Source organism: Myxococcales bacterium (assembly GCA_016717005.1).
Classification (GTDB): domain Bacteria; phylum Myxococcota_A; class Polyangia; order Haliangiales; family Haliangiaceae; genus UBA2376.
In genome coordinates, this window is sequence record JADJUF010000009.1 from 1 (window position 1) to 15,289 (window position 15,289).

At 74.7% G+C, this 15,289-nt stretch carries 18 protein-coding genes and 2 pseudogenes; 8 read left to right on the forward strand and 12 right to left on the reverse strand.

What is annotated here, in order from left to right; translation table 11 throughout:
• The first annotated feature begins 137 nt into the window (after positions 1-137).
• Entirely contained in the window at positions 138-359 is a 222-nt protein-coding gene (locus tag IPL61_12000) for a hypothetical protein (protein MBK9032027.1), read from the forward strand.
• Positions 360-564: 205 nt separating this feature from the next.
• Here the strand turns inward: IPL61_12000 and IPL61_12005 are convergent, their stop codons facing one another.
• Positions 565-723, reverse strand: coding sequence for a hypothetical protein (locus IPL61_12005; GenBank protein ID MBK9032028.1), 159 nt, complete (start codon positions 721-723; stop codon positions 565-567).
• Positions 724-1,634: 911 nt separating this feature from the next.
• On the opposite strand from IPL61_12005, the gene IPL61_12010 reads away from it, so the two are divergent.
• Positions 1,635-2,168 (forward strand): phytanoyl-CoA dioxygenase family protein, encoded by a 534-nt coding sequence (locus IPL61_12010; GenBank protein MBK9032029.1) that lies wholly within the window; start codon positions 1,635-1,637, stop codon positions 2,166-2,168.
• 36 nt (positions 2,169-2,204) lie between these two features.
• On the opposite strand, the gene IPL61_12015 is transcribed toward IPL61_12010, so the two are convergent.
• Both IPL61_12015 and IPL61_12020 read right to left on the reverse strand, forming a co-directional pair.
• A complete protein-coding gene (locus tag IPL61_12015) occupies positions 2,205-3,059 on the reverse strand; it encodes a hypothetical protein (protein ID MBK9032030.1) in 855 nt (284 codons plus the stop codon).
• A gap of 559 nt (positions 3,060-3,618) precedes the next feature.
• The gene (locus tag IPL61_12020; GenBank protein MBK9032031.1) at positions 3,619-4,200 is read right to left on the reverse strand and encodes a hypothetical protein; all 582 of its coding nucleotides are present in this window, start codon (positions 4,198-4,200) and stop codon (positions 3,619-3,621) included.
• A gap of 9 nt (positions 4,201-4,209) precedes the next feature.
• On the opposite strand from IPL61_12020, the gene IPL61_12025 reads away from it, so the two are divergent.
• From IPL61_12025 to IPL61_12040, 4 genes are all read left to right on the forward strand, one after another.
• Positions 4,210-4,644 carry a hypothetical protein gene (locus IPL61_12025; GenBank protein MBK9032032.1) on the forward strand — a complete coding sequence of 145 codons (435 nt, stop codon included), beginning with the start codon at positions 4,210-4,212 and terminating at the stop codon, positions 4,642-4,644.
• Between the two features lie 237 nt (positions 4,645-4,881).
• Positions 4,882-5,457, forward strand: a complete 576-nt coding sequence (locus IPL61_12030) for a hypothetical protein (protein ID MBK9032033.1) — start codon at positions 4,882-4,884, stop codon at positions 5,455-5,457.
• Positions 5,411-5,668 (forward strand): hypothetical protein, encoded by a 258-nt coding sequence (locus tag IPL61_12035; protein MBK9032034.1) that lies wholly within the window; start codon positions 5,411-5,413, stop codon positions 5,666-5,668. Before IPL61_12030 ends, IPL61_12035 begins: the two co-directional genes overlap by 47 nt.
• 347 nt (positions 5,669-6,015) lie before the next feature.
• Positions 6,016-6,906, forward strand: a complete 891-nt coding sequence (locus IPL61_12040) for a hypothetical protein (protein MBK9032035.1) — start codon at positions 6,016-6,018, stop codon at positions 6,904-6,906.
• On the opposite strand, the pseudogene IPL61_12045 reads toward IPL61_12040, so the two are convergent.
• The 3 genes and pseudogenes from IPL61_12045 to IPL61_12055 form a co-directional block, all read right to left on the reverse strand.
• A pseudogene (locus IPL61_12045) lies at positions 6,872-8,301 on the reverse strand (DEAD/DEAH box helicase). The gene IPL61_12040 and the pseudogene IPL61_12045 overlap by 35 nt on opposite strands.
• Before the next feature lie 116 nt (positions 8,302-8,417).
• Positions 8,418-8,981, reverse strand: coding sequence for a hypothetical protein (locus IPL61_12050; GenBank protein MBK9032036.1), 564 nt, complete (start codon positions 8,979-8,981; stop codon positions 8,418-8,420).
• The gene (locus IPL61_12055; protein ID MBK9032037.1) at positions 8,981-10,378 is read right to left on the reverse strand and encodes a hypothetical protein; all 1,398 of its coding nucleotides are present in this window, start codon (positions 10,376-10,378) and stop codon (positions 8,981-8,983) included. Before IPL61_12055 ends, IPL61_12050 begins: the two co-directional genes overlap by 1 nt.
• A 346-nt stretch (positions 10,379-10,724) precedes the next feature.
• On the opposite strand from IPL61_12055, the gene IPL61_12060 reads away from it, so the two are divergent.
• Positions 10,725-11,108: a hypothetical protein gene (locus tag IPL61_12060; protein ID MBK9032038.1), complete on the forward strand. Its 384-nt coding sequence runs from the start codon at positions 10,725-10,727 to the stop codon at positions 11,106-11,108.
• Here IPL61_12060 and IPL61_12065 read toward each other — a convergent pair.
• Complete coding sequence (locus IPL61_12065) at positions 11,105-11,272, reverse strand: hypothetical protein (protein ID MBK9032039.1); 168 nt, start codon at positions 11,270-11,272, stop codon at positions 11,105-11,107. The genes IPL61_12060 and IPL61_12065 overlap by 4 nt on opposite strands.
• Positions 11,272-11,739, reverse strand: a complete 468-nt coding sequence (locus tag IPL61_12070; GenBank protein MBK9032040.1) for a hypothetical protein — start codon at positions 11,737-11,739, stop codon at positions 11,272-11,274. The genes IPL61_12065 and IPL61_12070 overlap by 1 nt, the downstream gene beginning before the upstream one ends.
• Before the next feature lie 34 nt (positions 11,740-11,773).
• On the opposite strand from IPL61_12070, the gene IPL61_12075 reads away from it, so the two are divergent.
• On the forward strand, positions 11,774-12,319 hold the full coding sequence (locus tag IPL61_12075) for a M50 family metallopeptidase (GenBank protein MBK9032041.1): 546 nt from the start codon (positions 11,774-11,776) through the stop codon (positions 12,317-12,319).
• 584 nt (positions 12,320-12,903) lie between these two features.
• Here the strand turns inward: IPL61_12075 and IPL61_12080 are convergent.
• The 4 genes and pseudogenes from IPL61_12080 to IPL61_12095 form a co-directional block, all read right to left on the reverse strand.
• Positions 12,904-13,269 (reverse strand): hypothetical protein, encoded by a 366-nt coding sequence (locus IPL61_12080; protein ID MBK9032042.1) that lies wholly within the window; start codon positions 13,267-13,269, stop codon positions 12,904-12,906.
• Between the two features lie 148 nt (positions 13,270-13,417).
• Positions 13,418-14,267: pseudogene (locus IPL61_12085) on the reverse strand (NAD(P)-dependent oxidoreductase).
• Positions 14,267-14,635: a hypothetical protein gene (locus IPL61_12090; protein ID MBK9032043.1), complete on the reverse strand. Its 369-nt coding sequence runs from the start codon at positions 14,633-14,635 to the stop codon at positions 14,267-14,269. The pseudogene IPL61_12085 and the gene IPL61_12090 overlap by 1 nt, the downstream one beginning before the upstream one ends.
• Before the next feature lie 216 nt (positions 14,636-14,851).
• Positions 14,852-15,064: a hypothetical protein gene (locus tag IPL61_12095; protein MBK9032044.1), complete on the reverse strand. Its 213-nt coding sequence runs from the start codon at positions 15,062-15,064 to the stop codon at positions 14,852-14,854.
• Between the last annotated feature and the right edge of the window lie 225 nt (positions 15,065-15,289).

Below are 15,289 nucleotides of genomic sequence, written 5' to 3' on the forward strand. Positions count from 1 at the left end.
TACGAGGCCGCGGATCCCAAATCCGCGCACGATCATGAAGGCTGGTCGACCTGCACGCTCCCGTCGATGCCGGTCTCGCTGACGCCGCTCCGCCACGTGCCGGCGCTGGCGCCGCCTGGGCGAGTACGCCCTGCTCGATGTTCCGCCTGACCTGCGTTGCTGCGTCGATCGACGGCATGGTGTCGCCCGGCGATGAGTCTACCGGCATCCACGTCGCGTCGATGTCGATCAACCTGGGCAACGTGCCTGCGTTCTTCGGCAAGGCCGATCAGGCCGGCCTGATGAACGCGCTGGTCGGCACGCCGTCGCCGTGGGCGATCGCAGCGCAACCTGCCGCGGATGGCGCGGCGACGGGATGATCGGCCGCGAGGTCCCTGACCGGCCGTGCCGCGAGATGACGTCGCCTGGATGCGACCGCCGGCGAGCTGCCTGAGCCGGTGATCGACGGCGAGTACTACAAGAACTCCGCGCAAGGTGACCTTCCCGGGATCGGCCTGAGCGTGCGGATCCTGAAGGTCGTCATGCCGCCGCGCGCCTGAGCTGCTGGCTTCGCTGGCCGCCGGCTCACTGGCAGGTGCTGCTGACCACCGCGAGGTGGGGCAGCAAGGTGCCGGGCGCGACCGAGGCCGCGGTCAGGTGGCAGAGGCGGCACTCGATCGTGCCGCCGGCGATGTCGCTGGCGTCGAACGGCGACAGCGACGCGAAGCCGGCGCACGCCGACAAGCACTCGGCGCTGGTCGCGTACGGCGACAGGTCGCCGCAGATCCCCGTCGGTCATCGCGCAGAAGCTCGCAGTCGCTCCGGGCACACGCTGGCGCCGCCGGGCCCGGCGCTGGGGGGCACGTGGCCGCCGCGTCGAGCTCCGCGGCCGCGGCCTGGGATACGTCCGGGCACGCGACGGTGGTGGCCGGCGGGTCGCCGGTTCGCCCAGCGGCATCACCTCGCAGGTCGCCAGGGCAGCTGTTGCGATCGGAGTACTGCGCCACGGCGCCCGGGAGCAAAGGGGCCGATGAGGTCGCAGTAGTCCTCGCCACTCGCCGACCTGCGGGTCGCGTCGTAAGCCGCGCAGCGACGACGAGTGGAGCGAGAACAGCGGAGCGCAGACTGGGGAGCGGCGCATCGTCGACATCCTACTTTCGCTGTGGGCCAGGCGCGAGTCGGGTAGATTCCAGGCCCGTGCTCACCGACCAGCGCGCACCGTCGAGCTCGCCGAGCGGCTGGCGGCGCGTGGCGGCCCAGGGCTGGGCGCGCCTGGGCCAATGCGCGACCAGGCGGCGCGCGCCGCTGATCGAGCGGGTCGACGGGCTGATGGACGGGACCGCCCGCGACGGCATGTTCTTTCAGCACGACGCCCCGACCGGCGCCTACGACGATCTGCCGTCCGACGGGCTGGATCCGGGCCGTCGCGGGCGTACCACCGGAACAGCGAGGGCGTCGAGCGCGATCCGGTCGTGCGCGCGTGGCTCGACAACCCGCTGTTCGCGCGGATCGCGCGCGCGCTCATCGGCGACGAGGTCGCGCTGTGCCGCGCGGTGATCTGACCCAAGGCCGCGTCCGCGACGACGGCGGGCGGCACCCGAGCTGCCGTGGCACCAGGACGGCGGCAACTTCGGGGCCTGACCGCGCAGCCGACCGTGACCCTGTGGACCGCGCTCGACGACGCGCCGGTCGCGAGCGGCTGCGTCGAGCTGGTGCCGGGCAGCCACCGCGGCGGGCTGGCCACGCCCGCGGGCGGGACGATCCCCGACGCGCTCGTCGACGCGCGCGGCGGTCGCGGTGCCGGCGGTCGGGCGAGGTGCTGCTCTTGCACAACCTGGTCCGGCACCGCTCGCGCCGCAACCACCACCGCGCGGCCGCGCCGCGCTGTCGTTCGTGCTGATGCCGGCGTCGACCCGCTGCACCCGCACCCGCCGGGCGCCGCGGCAGTTCGTGCGGTTTCAGCGGTAGCGCCGCTGCGGCGCCGCGCGCTCACAGCAGCGACGGTTGCGCCGACCAGCGCTCGAGGTAGCGCTGACCCGCACCTTGCGCGCGGTGTTGTCCGAGGACATGTAGCGGATCACGCCGAAGATCGGGCGCTCCGGCCCCACGGGCGATCGAACCGGCCCAGGTCCAGAAGATGCCGCTGTACGAGTTGGGGCCGCGGCCGTCGAGCGCGTAGCGGTTGTTGAGCTCGATCAGCGCGCCAGCGCGCCTGCGGCGACGGGCTACCACTCGAGGATCTTTCTTGCCCCAGAGCATGCGCAGGTAGTTGTGGATGCGGCCCTCGGCGACGAGCTGGCGCTGGGCCGCGTTCCAGAGCGATCGTGGGCGGCGGCGCGCTCGAGCTCGGCGCGAGGTGTAGCGGTGCGGGCGCGGATCGCCGGCGTGGGCGTCGAGCGAGGTCCGGCCCACGGCGGCAGCGACTCGTAGCGATCGTAGTCGGCGCGGTGGTGGCAGAAGCCGTAGCCGAGCTCGCGCCAGGTGAACAGCTCGTCCATGAACGCCTCGGCCGCCCGCGGCAGGCCCCACCAGCCGTCGCGGCTGCCGGTCGCGCGGTGCCCGGCCAGCGCCGCCGGCGACGAGCCGGCGCCGCGCCAGACCGCGTCGACGATCGTGTGGGCGCCCATGTGGCCGAAGTGCAGGTACGGCGACAGGCCGCTGGCGGCCGCGACCTCGGGCTGGTTGCGGGCGTCGGCGTAGCGAGGCAGGCGGGTCGCGACGAAGCTGCGCAGCACGGCGGCGGCCGCGGGCGCGCCGCCGCGATCGTCGACCGGGCCCACGGCGTGATCGATCGGCAGGGCGATCGAGGCCGGCGCCGGCGAGCAGCGCCGCGGTGGCCGCGGGCCAGCGCCCGCAGGATCGCGCCGGGGATCGCGGCGCCCCGAGCGTGGCGGCCGCGCGCGCCAGCGGGCCGCGGGCTCGGCCCGCTGACCGAGGTGGGCGCCGAGCACCTTCTGCCAGTGCCAGCGGAACGCCGCGGCGGTGGCGAACGCGCGGCCGTGGGCGCGCAGCGGCAGGAGGCCGACGCCGTCGATCAGCTCGAGGCGGCCGTCGAGCTGGCGGCCCGCGGCGGCGACCATCGCCGGCAGGAAGAACCCGGGCTGCTTTGTCGGCGATGACCACCGCGGCCCGCGCCGCGAGCGCCGCCAGCAGGCCGCGGCCGGCGCCGGGCGGGGGCTCGACGTACGGGTAGTAGGTGACGCCGGCCGCCGCGAACGCCGCGGCGTTGGCGGCCATGCCGTCGAGCACGAACCGGTGCATGCGATCGCTGGCCCAGCGGTAGCCGACGCGGAGCGGCTCGAACACCAGGAGCGGCAGGCCCAGCGCGGTCGCGCGCGCGACGGCGTGATCGAGCGCGAAGCTCGCGGTCGCGCGCCGGGCGCCGATCATCCAGTACAGCACGTACGCCGCCCGGGCCCGATCCGGACGATCGGCCACCACGGTCAGGCGCTCGCGCGGGATCTCCGGCACCGTCCTTCGACGCCGGGCGCGGCGGCGGTTACGCCGGTGCAGGCGATCGGCGGCGGCGGCGCGAGCCGCGGCGCGGCGCCCTCGGTCAGCACCGCGCCGTGGCGGGGGATGATGCGCGCGAGGCCCGGCGCGCGGCCAGCCGCCGCAGGTGATCGGCGTAGGCGCGCTTCAGTCCTTGACGATGAACGTGCGCGCGGTCCAGGTCACCTTGGGGCCGCCGGTCGAGCCGAGCAGCTTCATCACCCAGCCCTTCGCGCCGGGCAGGCGATCGGGCAGGTTCATGAACCCGTCGTTGAAGATCAGCGTCAGCCTGGCGTCGTCGGCGCGGTGGATGAACACCGCCTCGGCGGGCACGCCGGCGAGCGGCTCGACCTCGACCCGGCCGCCGGTCGGCAGGGCGCCGTAGTCGCCGTCGACCGGGACCCGGGCGCCGACGCGGCGGTGGGCGGCCGGCATCGCGACGACCCGGGCGTCGGGGTAGCGGGCCTTCCAGCGCGGCGCGTCCAGGCGGTGGAACCCGCTCGGCACGACGATCCAGCGCACCGGGCCGAGCGCGTCGAGCTGCGCCATCGTCGCGGCGTCGCACGCGACCGCGCTGTGCGCGGCGAGCCCGCCGTCGGCGGTCCGCCACAGCGTCATGCGCCGGCCGATCGGCAGGTCGGGCAGCTCGGCGTCCACGATCCACAGGTCGGTCGCGACCTCGGTGAGCGGTCCGTGCGATGCTGCCGGCCATGGTTCGGGCGTCGCCATCCTGTCGAGATGCTCGCCGATGGTGGGTCGTCGCGCTACTGGTGGCGACCGCGTTCACGCCCGCGGTCGCGGACGACGCGGCCCGCCGACGCCGCCGGACACCGGCGCGCTGTTCGATCGGAAGCCGACGCCGCCGGCCACTGGCGCGCTGTTCGACCGCAGCCCCAGCGCCGGCCGCTGGCGCGCTGCCCCGACGCCCAGCTGCTGCCGTGCCCGCGCCGCGACGCCGCGGCGCCGGCCGCGCTCACGACCGTGCTGACCCGCGCGTTCCTGCGGCGGCTGCCGAGCCTCGACGCCGACGTCGGCGCGGTCGCCGGCGCGGTGATCGGCACCGGCCGCGACGACGCCGGCCTGAGCGCCAGCGGCGCGACCGGCGTCGACAGCCACTGGACCGTCGACGGTGCGCCGATCGACGCGCCCTACACCGGCGGCCTCCCGGCCTGACCGTGCCGCTCGCGTTCGTCGAGGACCCCACCGTCGGCACCGCCGGGTCGGCGCCGACAGCGGCGTCGGCGTGGGCGCGGCCGTCGACGCGCGGCCGCGCACCGCCGGGGCCGTCGCCGCGGCCGAGGGCCGCGTGGCTGGGCCGGCCTGGCCGCGCCGTGGCTGCCGCGCGCGCGCTCGCAGTTCACGCCGTTCCGCGGCCGCCTGGTCGGCCTGCGGACGATCGCGGCCGAGGCCGTGGTCAGCGGGCCGCTGCCGGCCGTCGCCGGCGGCCGGCCCTGGTACCTCGTCGGGGTCGCGCCGCGGCTCACCGATCAGAGCCTCGAGCGCGCGGCGTTCCGGCAGGCCGACGCCGACGGCGACGGCGTGGCGGATCGCGACGGCGCCGGGGCGATCGTCCACGAGGCGATCGCCAGCGGCGAGCGCGCCGCGATCGCGTACGACGTGCCGTTCGTCGCGCGCGCGGGGCTGCGGTTCGGGCACCATCAGCTCGACGTCACCGCGCTGGGCGAGGTCGCGCGCAGCCCGCGCTGGATCGTCCCGGCCGAGGACAGCGCCGCCGGCGTCGAGCGGACCAGCCTGGTCGGCACCGCCAGCGCGACCTGGCGCGGCCAGTGGGGCGCGACCTCGGTGCGGCTCCAGGGCGCGTGGTTCCGCAGCGACCGCACCGACGACGCGCGCATTGCCGCCGGCGACGCGCCCGCGATCGGCTCGGCCTACGTGCCCCCGGTCACCGAGCTGCCGATCGGCGACGCTCGATCAGCAGGTGCGCGCGGCCTGCGCCGACGGCACCGGCGACGCCTGCCCCGCTGATCGCGAACTGCCCGATCGCGACCGGTTCTACTGGACCGGCGGCGCCGGCGCGCTGGGCCAGCTCACGATCGATCGCCCGAGCGCCCACGCCGAGGTGGTCCACACCCACGGCGCCCATCGCCTGGCGCTCGGCGTCGCCGGCGACGACGTGCGCGCGGTCAGCGCCGCGCGCTACAGCGGCGGCCTCATCCGGCAGCGGCTCAGCCCCTGACGCGTTCATCGACTACCAGCTGGTCGAGGTCGGCGACGGCCCCGACACCTGCGCCGGCACCGCGTGCACGTTCCTGGATCGCGCGACGATCACCTACCGCACCCGCACCGTCGCCGCGTTCGTCGCCGACACCTGGCGGCCGGCGCCGGAGATCGCGGTCGAGTACGGCGTGCGCGCGCAGTCGAGCCAGCTCGGCACCGCGCTGACCCTGCGCGAGGTGCTGCCGCGGGCCAGCGCCGCCTGGGACTTCCTCGGCGGCGGCCGGTCGCGCGCGTTCGTGGCCTGGGGGCGCGCTACGCGCCGGTGGTGCCGGCCTGGGCGCGGTCGTCTACGCCGGGCCGACGCTCTTGCAGACGCTGACCTTCGCCGGCAGCGCCGACGAGTCGCTCGGGGGCAGCGCCGGCGAGGCGGTCCAGCCCGACGCCCGCGGCACCCGGGTCGACGAGGCGCTGGCCGGCGTCGAGGTCGGCCAGCCCGACGTCGTCCGCCTGGGCGTGTCGGTGCCGCAACCGTCACCTGGGGCGCGCGCTCGACGACGAGCTCGGCGCGCTCGGGACCGCCGGCGCCGCCGCCGGCGCGGTCGCGACCCGCGAGTACGACGAGGTCGCGAGCTGGCTGACCAGCGCGCCGACCGGCAAGCTGGCGGTGCGGCTCGGCTACACGTGGTCGCGGCTGCGCGGCAACTGGCCGGGCCGTACGATCCGGTCGAGGGCTACCAGCTCGGCGGGTCGTCGCTGTTCGACGAGGGCCCGTCGGCGGCGTACGCCAACGCCAGCGGCGCGCTGCCCGGCGATCAGCCGCACCGGTTCTTCGCCGAGCTGGCGCTGCGCGGGCGCTGGCGCGGCCTCGCCCTCGACGGTGGCGTCCGCGCGACCGCCGCGTCGGGACGACCCCGCAGCGCGCGCATCGGCCGCGGCCAGACCTTCGCGGTGCCGCGCGGCGCGCTCGGGCGCCTGCCGGCCTTGACCCAGGCCAACCTGCACGTCGGCGCGCGCCGCGGTCGCTGGAGCGCGACGCTCGACGTCTGGAACCTGTTCGATCGCCGCGGCGTGGTCGCGGTCGAGGAGTCGTTCGCGCGCGACGCGTCGCCGATCGTCGGCGGCGACGCCGGCGATCTGATCTGGCTCAAGGACGACGTCGTCGAGGGCAACCCGGCCCTGCGCGTCGACGGCTACGGCCAGCCGACCCGGTACCAGGCGCCGATCAGCGCGATCGTCGCGGTCGCCGTCGAGCTATGACGGGCGGCCGCCGCCGCCGCCACCCGCCGCCGCCGCCGACCGCCGCCACCACCGGGGCGCGGGGCGCCCGCGGGCGCCGGCGCGGACGTGGCCGGGCGCTGCCCCTCGGGGCGCGCCGGCTCGCGGCGGTGATCATCGCGCCGGGGCGCGTCCGCCGCGGCGACGACCGGCGCAGCTCGTCGCGCCGCGCCTGCATCTGCGCCTGGGGCGACATCGCGACCCGCTCGCCCGGGCGCAGCGGCCGCGGCGCCCGATCCTCGAACGGGTGGCCCTCGATCACCGGGATGTTGATGCGGATGAGCCGCTCGATCGCGACCAGCAGCTCGCGCTCGTCGGCCTCGCAGAACGACACCGCGTAGCCCGACGCGCCGGCGCGGGCGGTGCGGCCGATCCGGTGGACGTACTGCTCGGCGACCTCGGGCAGGTCGAAGTTGACGACGTGGGTGATCTCGTCGATGTCGATGCCGCGGGCGGCGATGTCGGTCGCGACCAGCACCCGGATCTTGCCGGCCTTGAAGTCGGCCAGGGCCCGCTCGCGCGCGCTCTGCGACTTGTTGCCGTGGATCGCGGCCGCGCCGACGTCGCTCTTCTCGAGGTGGTCGGCGATCTTGTTGGCGCCGTGCTTGGTGCGCGAGAACACCAGCACCCGGCGCATGCCGACGTCGCGCAGGAGCTCGATCAAGAGGGCGCGCTTGTCGGCCTTGTCGACGTAGGCGACCTCTTGCTCGACCTTCTCGGCGGTCGACGACACCGGGGCCACCGCGACCCGGACCGGGTCCTGAGCAGCTGGTCGGCCAGCGCCTGGGCCTCGGGCGGCATCGTCGCCGAGAAGAACAGCGTCTGGCGGCGGTCGGGCAGGAGCCGGATCACCCGCCGCACGTCGTGGATGAACCCCATGTCGAGCATGCGGTCGGCCTCGTCGAGCACGAACACTTCGAGTTTCGAAAAGTCGCCAACGCTGCTGCGCATGAGGTCGAGCAGGCGGCCGGGCGTGGCGATCAGGATGTCGATGCCGCTGCGCAGCGCCTGCTTCTGGGGCTCCATGCCGACGCCGCCGAAGATCACGACCGTGCGCAGGTGCAGGTGTTTGCCGTAGGTGTTGAAGCTCTCGGCGATCTGCGACGCCAGCTCGCGGGTCGGCGTCAGGATCAGCACCCGGATCGGCCGCGGGCCGCGGACCGCGGGCCGGGCCGGCGTCACCAGGCGCTGCAGGATCGGCAGCGCGAACGCCGCGGTCTTGCCGGTGCCGGTCTGGGCCAGGCCCAGCAGGTCGCGGCCCTCGAGCAGGTGGGGGATGGCGCGGGCCTGGATCGGGGTCGGACGCTCGTAGCCTTGCTCTCGCACCGCGCGCGCGATCGGATCGATGAGGCCGAGGTCGTCGAAGCGCTCGGGCAGTGGTTCTTTCACGGGTCGCGGACCTTGCCACGTCCCGGCGGCCAGCGGGAGCCGCAGAGGCCCAATCCCGGCCGATCGGGCAAGGAACCACACCCGCGCCCGACGCCGACCGCGGGTCAGCCGCCGACGCCCAGGTACCAGCGCAGGCCCACCGCGGCGTGGAGGTACAGCCGCGACGCGCCCTGGTGCGGGCACAGGGTCGCGACGCCCGAGGCGAAGCCGCAGCTGTCGCTCCGGCCGACGTCGTAGCCGGGGCCGCCGTCGAGGTAGACCTCGAGGCGCGACGCCCGCAGCACCAGCGCCGCGCCGACGGTGGCCTCGAGCCCGACGTGGCGGTCGGGCAGCTCGTCGATCGACGCGGGATCGTAGTGGTGCGCGTAGTAGCGCGCGCCGACGCCGACGAACAGCGGCACTGCGCGGCGCGGGGTGGCCGCCAGCACCACCGGCGCGAACGTGACCCCGCCGCGGATCGTCAGGCCGGTGCCGTCGAGCGTGCCGGTGCCGACGCCGGCGCCGACGCCGAGCTTGCCGGCCAGGGTCGCCCACCGCACGGTCACGGTCGACGGCTGGCCCAGCTCGACGCCGATCGCGACGCCGGTCGGCGGCCCGGTGCGCGCGGCGACGGTCGGCTCGGCGTGCGCGACGCCGGCCGCGGCCGCCAGGACGACGAGGGTCCGCATCAGAACCCCGTGACCCGGAAGATCCGGCCGCGGGCGCCGTTGCCGGGCTCGGTGATGAGGTACAGGGTCGTGCCGGCCGCGGCGACGTCGATCGCGGCCCGGGTCAGGTAGACCGCGGCCCGGGAGCTGCCGCCGCCGCGGGTCGAGTAGACCGTGCGGTCGCCGCGGCTGGTCACCATCAGGCTGTCGCCGAACGCGGCGCCGCCGCCGGCCAGCCACTCGATGCCGCGCGGCTCGGCGATGCGCGCGTCCTCGAACCGCGTGACCGCGCCGGTCGTGCGGTCGACCAGCGACACCTCGTCGCGGTTGAAGTCGGACACGAACACCCGGCCGGTCGGATCGAGCGCGACGCCCCAGGGGAAGTCGAAGTCGCCGCCGGTCGACAGCGCGGTCGGGCTGGTCTGGGTGCACGCCGCCTGGCGCGCCAGCCGCTGGCGATCGCGGTCGGCGACCAGCACGCCGAGCGTGGCGTCGACGATCAGGTGGTACGGCTCGCGCGGGTTCTGGTTGCCGATCACGTTGCACGGGTTCGCGCTCTCGTAGCGCATGGTCAGCGGGCTCCAGGTCATCCGCATGATCCGATCGGGGCGATCGCTGAAGTAGAGGTTGTCGCCGGTGGCGTCGAACGCGACGCCCTCGATCGCGCCGGCGCCGGTCACGACCGCGTTGGCGTCGGCCACGCCGGTGGTGGCGTCGACCGCGCGGATGCAGGCGCCGTTGCACGGGGCGTTGGTGCTGCGGTCGGCGACGTAGAGCTTGCCGTCGTGAGGGCCGACCGCGATCGCGCGCGGATCGGCCAGGAACGTGTCGGTGCCGGTCGCGATCAGCGTGCCGGTCAGCCCGGGCGGCGTGGCGATGGCCACCGCCGGATCGACCGTCAAGACCACCGGCGTGGCCGCGGCCTGGTTGCCCGACAGGTCGGTCGCGAGCGCGTACAGCGTGATCGTTGGGCCGGGCAGCGCGTTGTCCGGGATCCGGACCCGGAACCGCACGGTCGAGTCGGTCGTGCCGCTGGCGATGACCGACGACCGCGTGGTCTCGAGCTCCCCGGCGGCCTCGAACACCACCTGGCTGACGCCGATCTCGTCGGCCACGTGGATCTCGACCTCGAGCGGCAGGCCCGGGCCGACGTGGTTGTCGGTCGTCGGCGGCAGGATCTCGACGGTCGGCGGCGTGCGGTCGAGCACCGCGAAGGTCGCGGTGCCCTCGACCGGGAGCCCGTCGGCCAGGATCGGCGCGCCGGCGCCGGTCACGAGCGCGGCGGTGACCGTGCCGGTGCCCTCCCAGGCCAGGCCGGCCAGCGTCGCCTCGAACGCGCCGCGGGCGTCGGTCTTGCCTCGGCGCCCATGATCGCGTGGTCGGCGTCGTTGCGGTCGGTGTAGGCGACCGTGCCGCATGGTCTCGCCCGCCAGCGGCGTGCGATCTCGACCGCCATCGCCCGGACGTGGAGCGTGCCGTCGATCGACGACACCACCTCGGGGGCGAGCTGGATGAGGACCTCGTTGGGCGCTGGATCGCTGCAGGCGAGCACGATCAAGCAGAACGCAGACGCAGGATAGACGATGCGCATTCTAGGTGGACCTCCCTGTCCGCCGTCCGGACAATGCAAACCGCGGCGCAGGTGCAACTGCGCGGAGTCCATGGGCGACCCGCGCCGCTGTGCACGGCTTGACAGCGCACGGTGTAGGCGGGACAGCGACGTCGGCGGGTCAGTCAGGGCGGTCCGTGCGCTACCATCGGGGCGTGGCCGCCGAGGATCTGCTGAGCGCGCTGTCCCTGCCGGACTGGCTGGTCGGCCCGGCGCTGATCGTCGCCGCGGCGGCGGGCCTGGCGGTCGTGACGGGGCTGCCGACCGACGACGTCGTCGTCGACACGCTGGCCTGGACCGGGGCGTGCGGCGTGGTGACGATGCTGGTGCGCTGGTACGCGCTGCCCTACGCCCGCCTCGGCGAGGTGATCGACACGACCGGGCTCGCGCTGGTCGCGGCGGTCGGCCCGATCGTCGGCGTGCACCGGATCGCGACGGTCGGCGCCGACGCGATCGCGCTGGTCGGGCTCGGGGTCGGCGCGCTCGGCGTGCTGGTGCTCGCGCTGATCGTCCGCCGTCGTCGCCGCCGCCGCCGTTAGCGCTTGTCGCCGGACTTGCCGCGGCCGAGCAGCCGGCCCGCGCGCGAGTCTTTGCCGTCGTCGTCGCCGAACAGCTTGATGCGCTTGCCGGCCCGGTTGTGGCCGATCGCGTAGACCAGCCCGGCGATGCCCGACAGCGGCAGCAGCACCATCAGCACCGGCATCAGCAGGAACGCCGGCAGGATCTTGAGACGATCGCCGCGACCATCACGTACACCGCCGCGACCGGGATGGTCCCGCGCAGCGACCCGGCGTAGAGCCAGCCGAGCGGCCCGAAGAAGAACGACAGCGCCGACGAGATCAGCCACGACTTCTCGCCGGCCTTGGTCGGCCGGGCCAGCTCGGCCTTGACGTCGCCGGCCTTGCGCGCCAGGACCATCGCCCGCTCGAGGTCGCCGGCGCGGGCGCCGATCGACGGCTCGTCGGGCTCGGCCGGGATCTCGTCGGTGGGGCGGGCGCGTCGTCCGACCAGCTCGGCCTGGCGGCGGCGCAGCGCGTCGGCCTCGGCCCGGCGGGCCAGGATGCGCTCGCGCGCGTCGGCCTTGCGCTGGCGGTCGACCTCGGTGGTGGCGGCGACCTCGGCCTCGAGCGCGCGCAGGCGCGCGCGTACCTGATCGTCGTCGGCAGCCACGGGACGAACTATGGCATGATTCCTGGACCGAACCATGCGCCGCCTGGTCGCTGCCACGATCCTGTTCGTCACCGCGGCCTGCGCGGGGCCGCCGCTGCCATCCGAGGAGCCGCGCGCGAAGACCAGCAAGCGCACCGGCAAGCACGGCTCCGAGGCCGTGCGCGAGGCCGAGGATCCCGAGCGCGTGTCGAACAAGGGCAAGGACTGGGACGGCTGGCGCTACGGCGGGAGCCGCGACGACTGCTTCTTCGTGGTCGGCCGCACGTGCTTCTCGTCCAAGGTGGCGGCGTGCAAGGCCGCGAAGTGCGGCGGCAAGTCCTGCGTCGCCGACGGCGGAGGTCCGGCGACGATCGCGTCGCTAGCCGCGCGCCCAGCCCGGGTGATCGCGGTGGTGGTCGCCGGGCTGTACCTGGTGCCGTACGCCGGCTACCTGCTGTACCCGGTGCTGGTGCTGGCGACGGTGATCCACGAGCTCGGCCACGCGCTGGCGGTCGTGGTCACCGGCGGCGCGGTCGCGACCATCGCGCTGGCGCCCGACGGCGGCGCGGTGACGGTCCACGGCGGGGCAGCCCGGCGGTGATCGCCGCGGCCGGGCCGCTGGCGCCGGCCGTGGTCGGGGCGGTTCTGCTGGGCCGCGTCGGGCTGGCCGCGCGCGGATCGGATCGCGTTGATGGTCGTGGCGGCGACGATCGCTGCGGGCGCGGCCGGCTGGATCCGCGGCGGGTTCGCGCTGCCGGCCGCGCTGATCGGCGCCGCGGGGCTGGCGCTGTTCGCGGTGGCGCGCGCGCGGTGGCGCGCCCGGCCACGCTGGTCGTCGCGCTCGGCCTCGGCCTGGCCTGGCTGGCGCGCCGCGAGTTGTTCGGCGCGACCGCGGCCACGCCCCACGGCCGCTTGCCGTCGGACGTCCAGGCCCTCGCGGCCGCGGCCGGCGGACGACCTCGACCTGGGCGTGGGGCCCGTCGTCGGATCGCTGGCGGCGCTGGCGCTGGGCGCGGTCGCGCGCCCGTGGCCCGGCGGCCCGCGTCAGCTCAGTCGTCGGCGCCGCGGTGAGCTGGGTCAGCACCACCTCGGCGAACTGCGCCGACGCCAGCGTGGCCGCGGGATCGTCGACGATCGCGCGCACGATCGCGATGGCTCGGCGGCGCTCGCCGCGGCGGTCGAGGATCAGCGCCCGGTTGACCTGCAGCACGCCGGCGGTCCGGGTTCGGTCGCGGCCAGGCCGCGCACGATCGCGGCCAGGCGCGCGTCGTCGTCCTCGAGCAGCGCCGCCAGGTCCTTCCACGCCGGCGCGAAGTCGGGCAGCTCGGCCACCAGATCCTCGAGCGCAATGCGGCGCGCGCGCGGCGGCAGCCACTCGAGCATCGCGTAGGCCTTGCTGAACCCGCCCGGCAGGTCGCCGTGGCGCTCGCGGCGGACGGTCGCGAGCGAGGTCTTGGCGGTGAAGAAGCCGCGCGGCGCCAGCTTGTCGACGACCCCGTACCAGCGCTCGGCCTCCTCGAGCTGGTCGGCCAGCAGGTAGGTGAAGGCCATGTCGTAGGGCGGGTACGGCCAGCGCGGCGCGCGCTGGTAGGCCGCGAACAGGAGCTCGAGCCCGCCCGGGAGATCGCCCTGGGCGCACAGGGTCCGGCCGCGCTTTCGTGCAAGGCGACGGCCTCGTCGGAGGGATCGCCGTCGGCCATCAGATGAAGAAGTCGGGGATGAGGTTGGCGTCGGGCACCATCGCGTACTTCGCCAGATCGGTGACGCCCTCGGCGGCGAGGACCTCGTCGTCGACGAAGAAGTTGCCGGTGCACGCGCGGCTGGGCCGGTTGAAGATCGCGTAGGCCGCGTCGGCCATGATCCTCGGGCGAGCGGAGCTTCATGGCGGCGTCGCCGCCGAGCAGGTTCTTGACGGCGGCGGTGGCGATGGCGGTGCGCGGCCACAGCGCGTTGAAGGCGATGCCGTCCTTGCGGAACTCCTCGGCCATGCCCAGCACGCACATGCTCATGCCGAACTTGGCCATCGTGTAGGCCACGTGCGGCGCGAACCAGCGCGCCTCCATGTTCAGCGGCGGCGACAGGTTGAGCACGTGCGGGTTCGCGGCCTGCTTCAGGTGCGGCACGCACGCCTGCGAGCACCACGAACGTGCCGCGGGTGTTGATCTGGTGCATCAGGTCGTAGCGCTTCATCGGCGTCGACGTGGTGCCGGTCAGGTGGATCGCCGAGGCGTTGTTGACCAGGATGTCGATGCCGCCGAAGGTCTCGACGGTCTTGGCCACCGCGGCCGCGACCTGATCCTCGTGGCGGATGTCGACGACGCAGGGCGCGGCCTTGCCGCCTGCGCCGATCTCCGCGGCCGCCGAGAAGACCGTGCCGGGCAGGCGCGGGTCGGGCTCAGCGGTCTTGGCGACGACCGCGACGTTGGCGCCGGCCCGCGCGGCGCGCAGCGCGATGGCCAGGCCGATGCCCGGCTGGCGCCGGTGATGAAAGGGTCTTTCCTCTCGGCGACATCGTGGCTCTCACATCGGGGGCTGGGGCATGGTCGGATCAGCGTGAAGGGATCGTACTCGGGCGGGCCCGGTACAGCATCTGGCAACCGGCGACGCCGGCCACCACCATAAACACGACACGAAAACGGCGACTGCGCCCAGCGTGCGCCAGAGACCGTCGCCGGGCGATGCGACAGAAGATGCGAAAACCGGTGATCGGGCCCGGGCACGACGCGGGGGGCCGATCGTCATCGATCGCGATCGGGCCGCGGATGGAAAGACCGCCAGTCAGGCCGATGGCCTCGCGCGCGATCTTCAGGTTCGACATCGACTCGCACCGGTCTTCGGCGCAGGCCTTCATCGACAGGAGCGTCATCGACAGGCCCATCGACTTGTTCGACTTGAGCCACGGCAGGAACAGCGACACGACCAGCAAGGCCGCTGCGACTGATGCGATCGACGCAGTGCCGCTGGCTAACAACGGCGATCATCTGCGAGCTGTCGGCGTACATGGCTCCCCCTCTGAACAGGCGCGCGACGATAGCGGAAGGCGACCGCGGGTCAGGCCGCCGCGCGCGATCCGACCGCGATCAAGCCGCGCCCGACCGCGATCCGACCGCGATCCGGCCGCGCCCGATCGCGGTCACATCCGGGTGTGGGTCGACAGGACCTTGCCCATCTCGGCGTACTCAGCATCGGCGCCGGTCCAGAGATCGTCGACGGTCAGGGTTCCGGTCCTCGCCCGCCGCGACCACCGCGGCCCGGACGATCGCGTTCTTGATGCCCAGCCGCCGGTCATGCGGAACTGCTCGGCCAGCGTCTGGAACGGCGCGTCGGTGAGCCCAGTCGCCGGCAACGGGAGCAGCCCACAGCGCCGCGCGCTCCTCGACCTCGGGCTCGGGAACCCGGACCCGGAAGTTCAGGCAACGCTGCAGCGCCTGGTCGATCGAGCTCTCGAAGTTGGTGAGTCAACACGCTGGCGGCACCGTCGAAGGTCTCCATGCGCTGGAGGATGGCGACCTCGAGGTTGGCGTGGCGATCCTGGGCGCTCGCGGCCTCAGTGCGCTTGCCGAACAGCGCG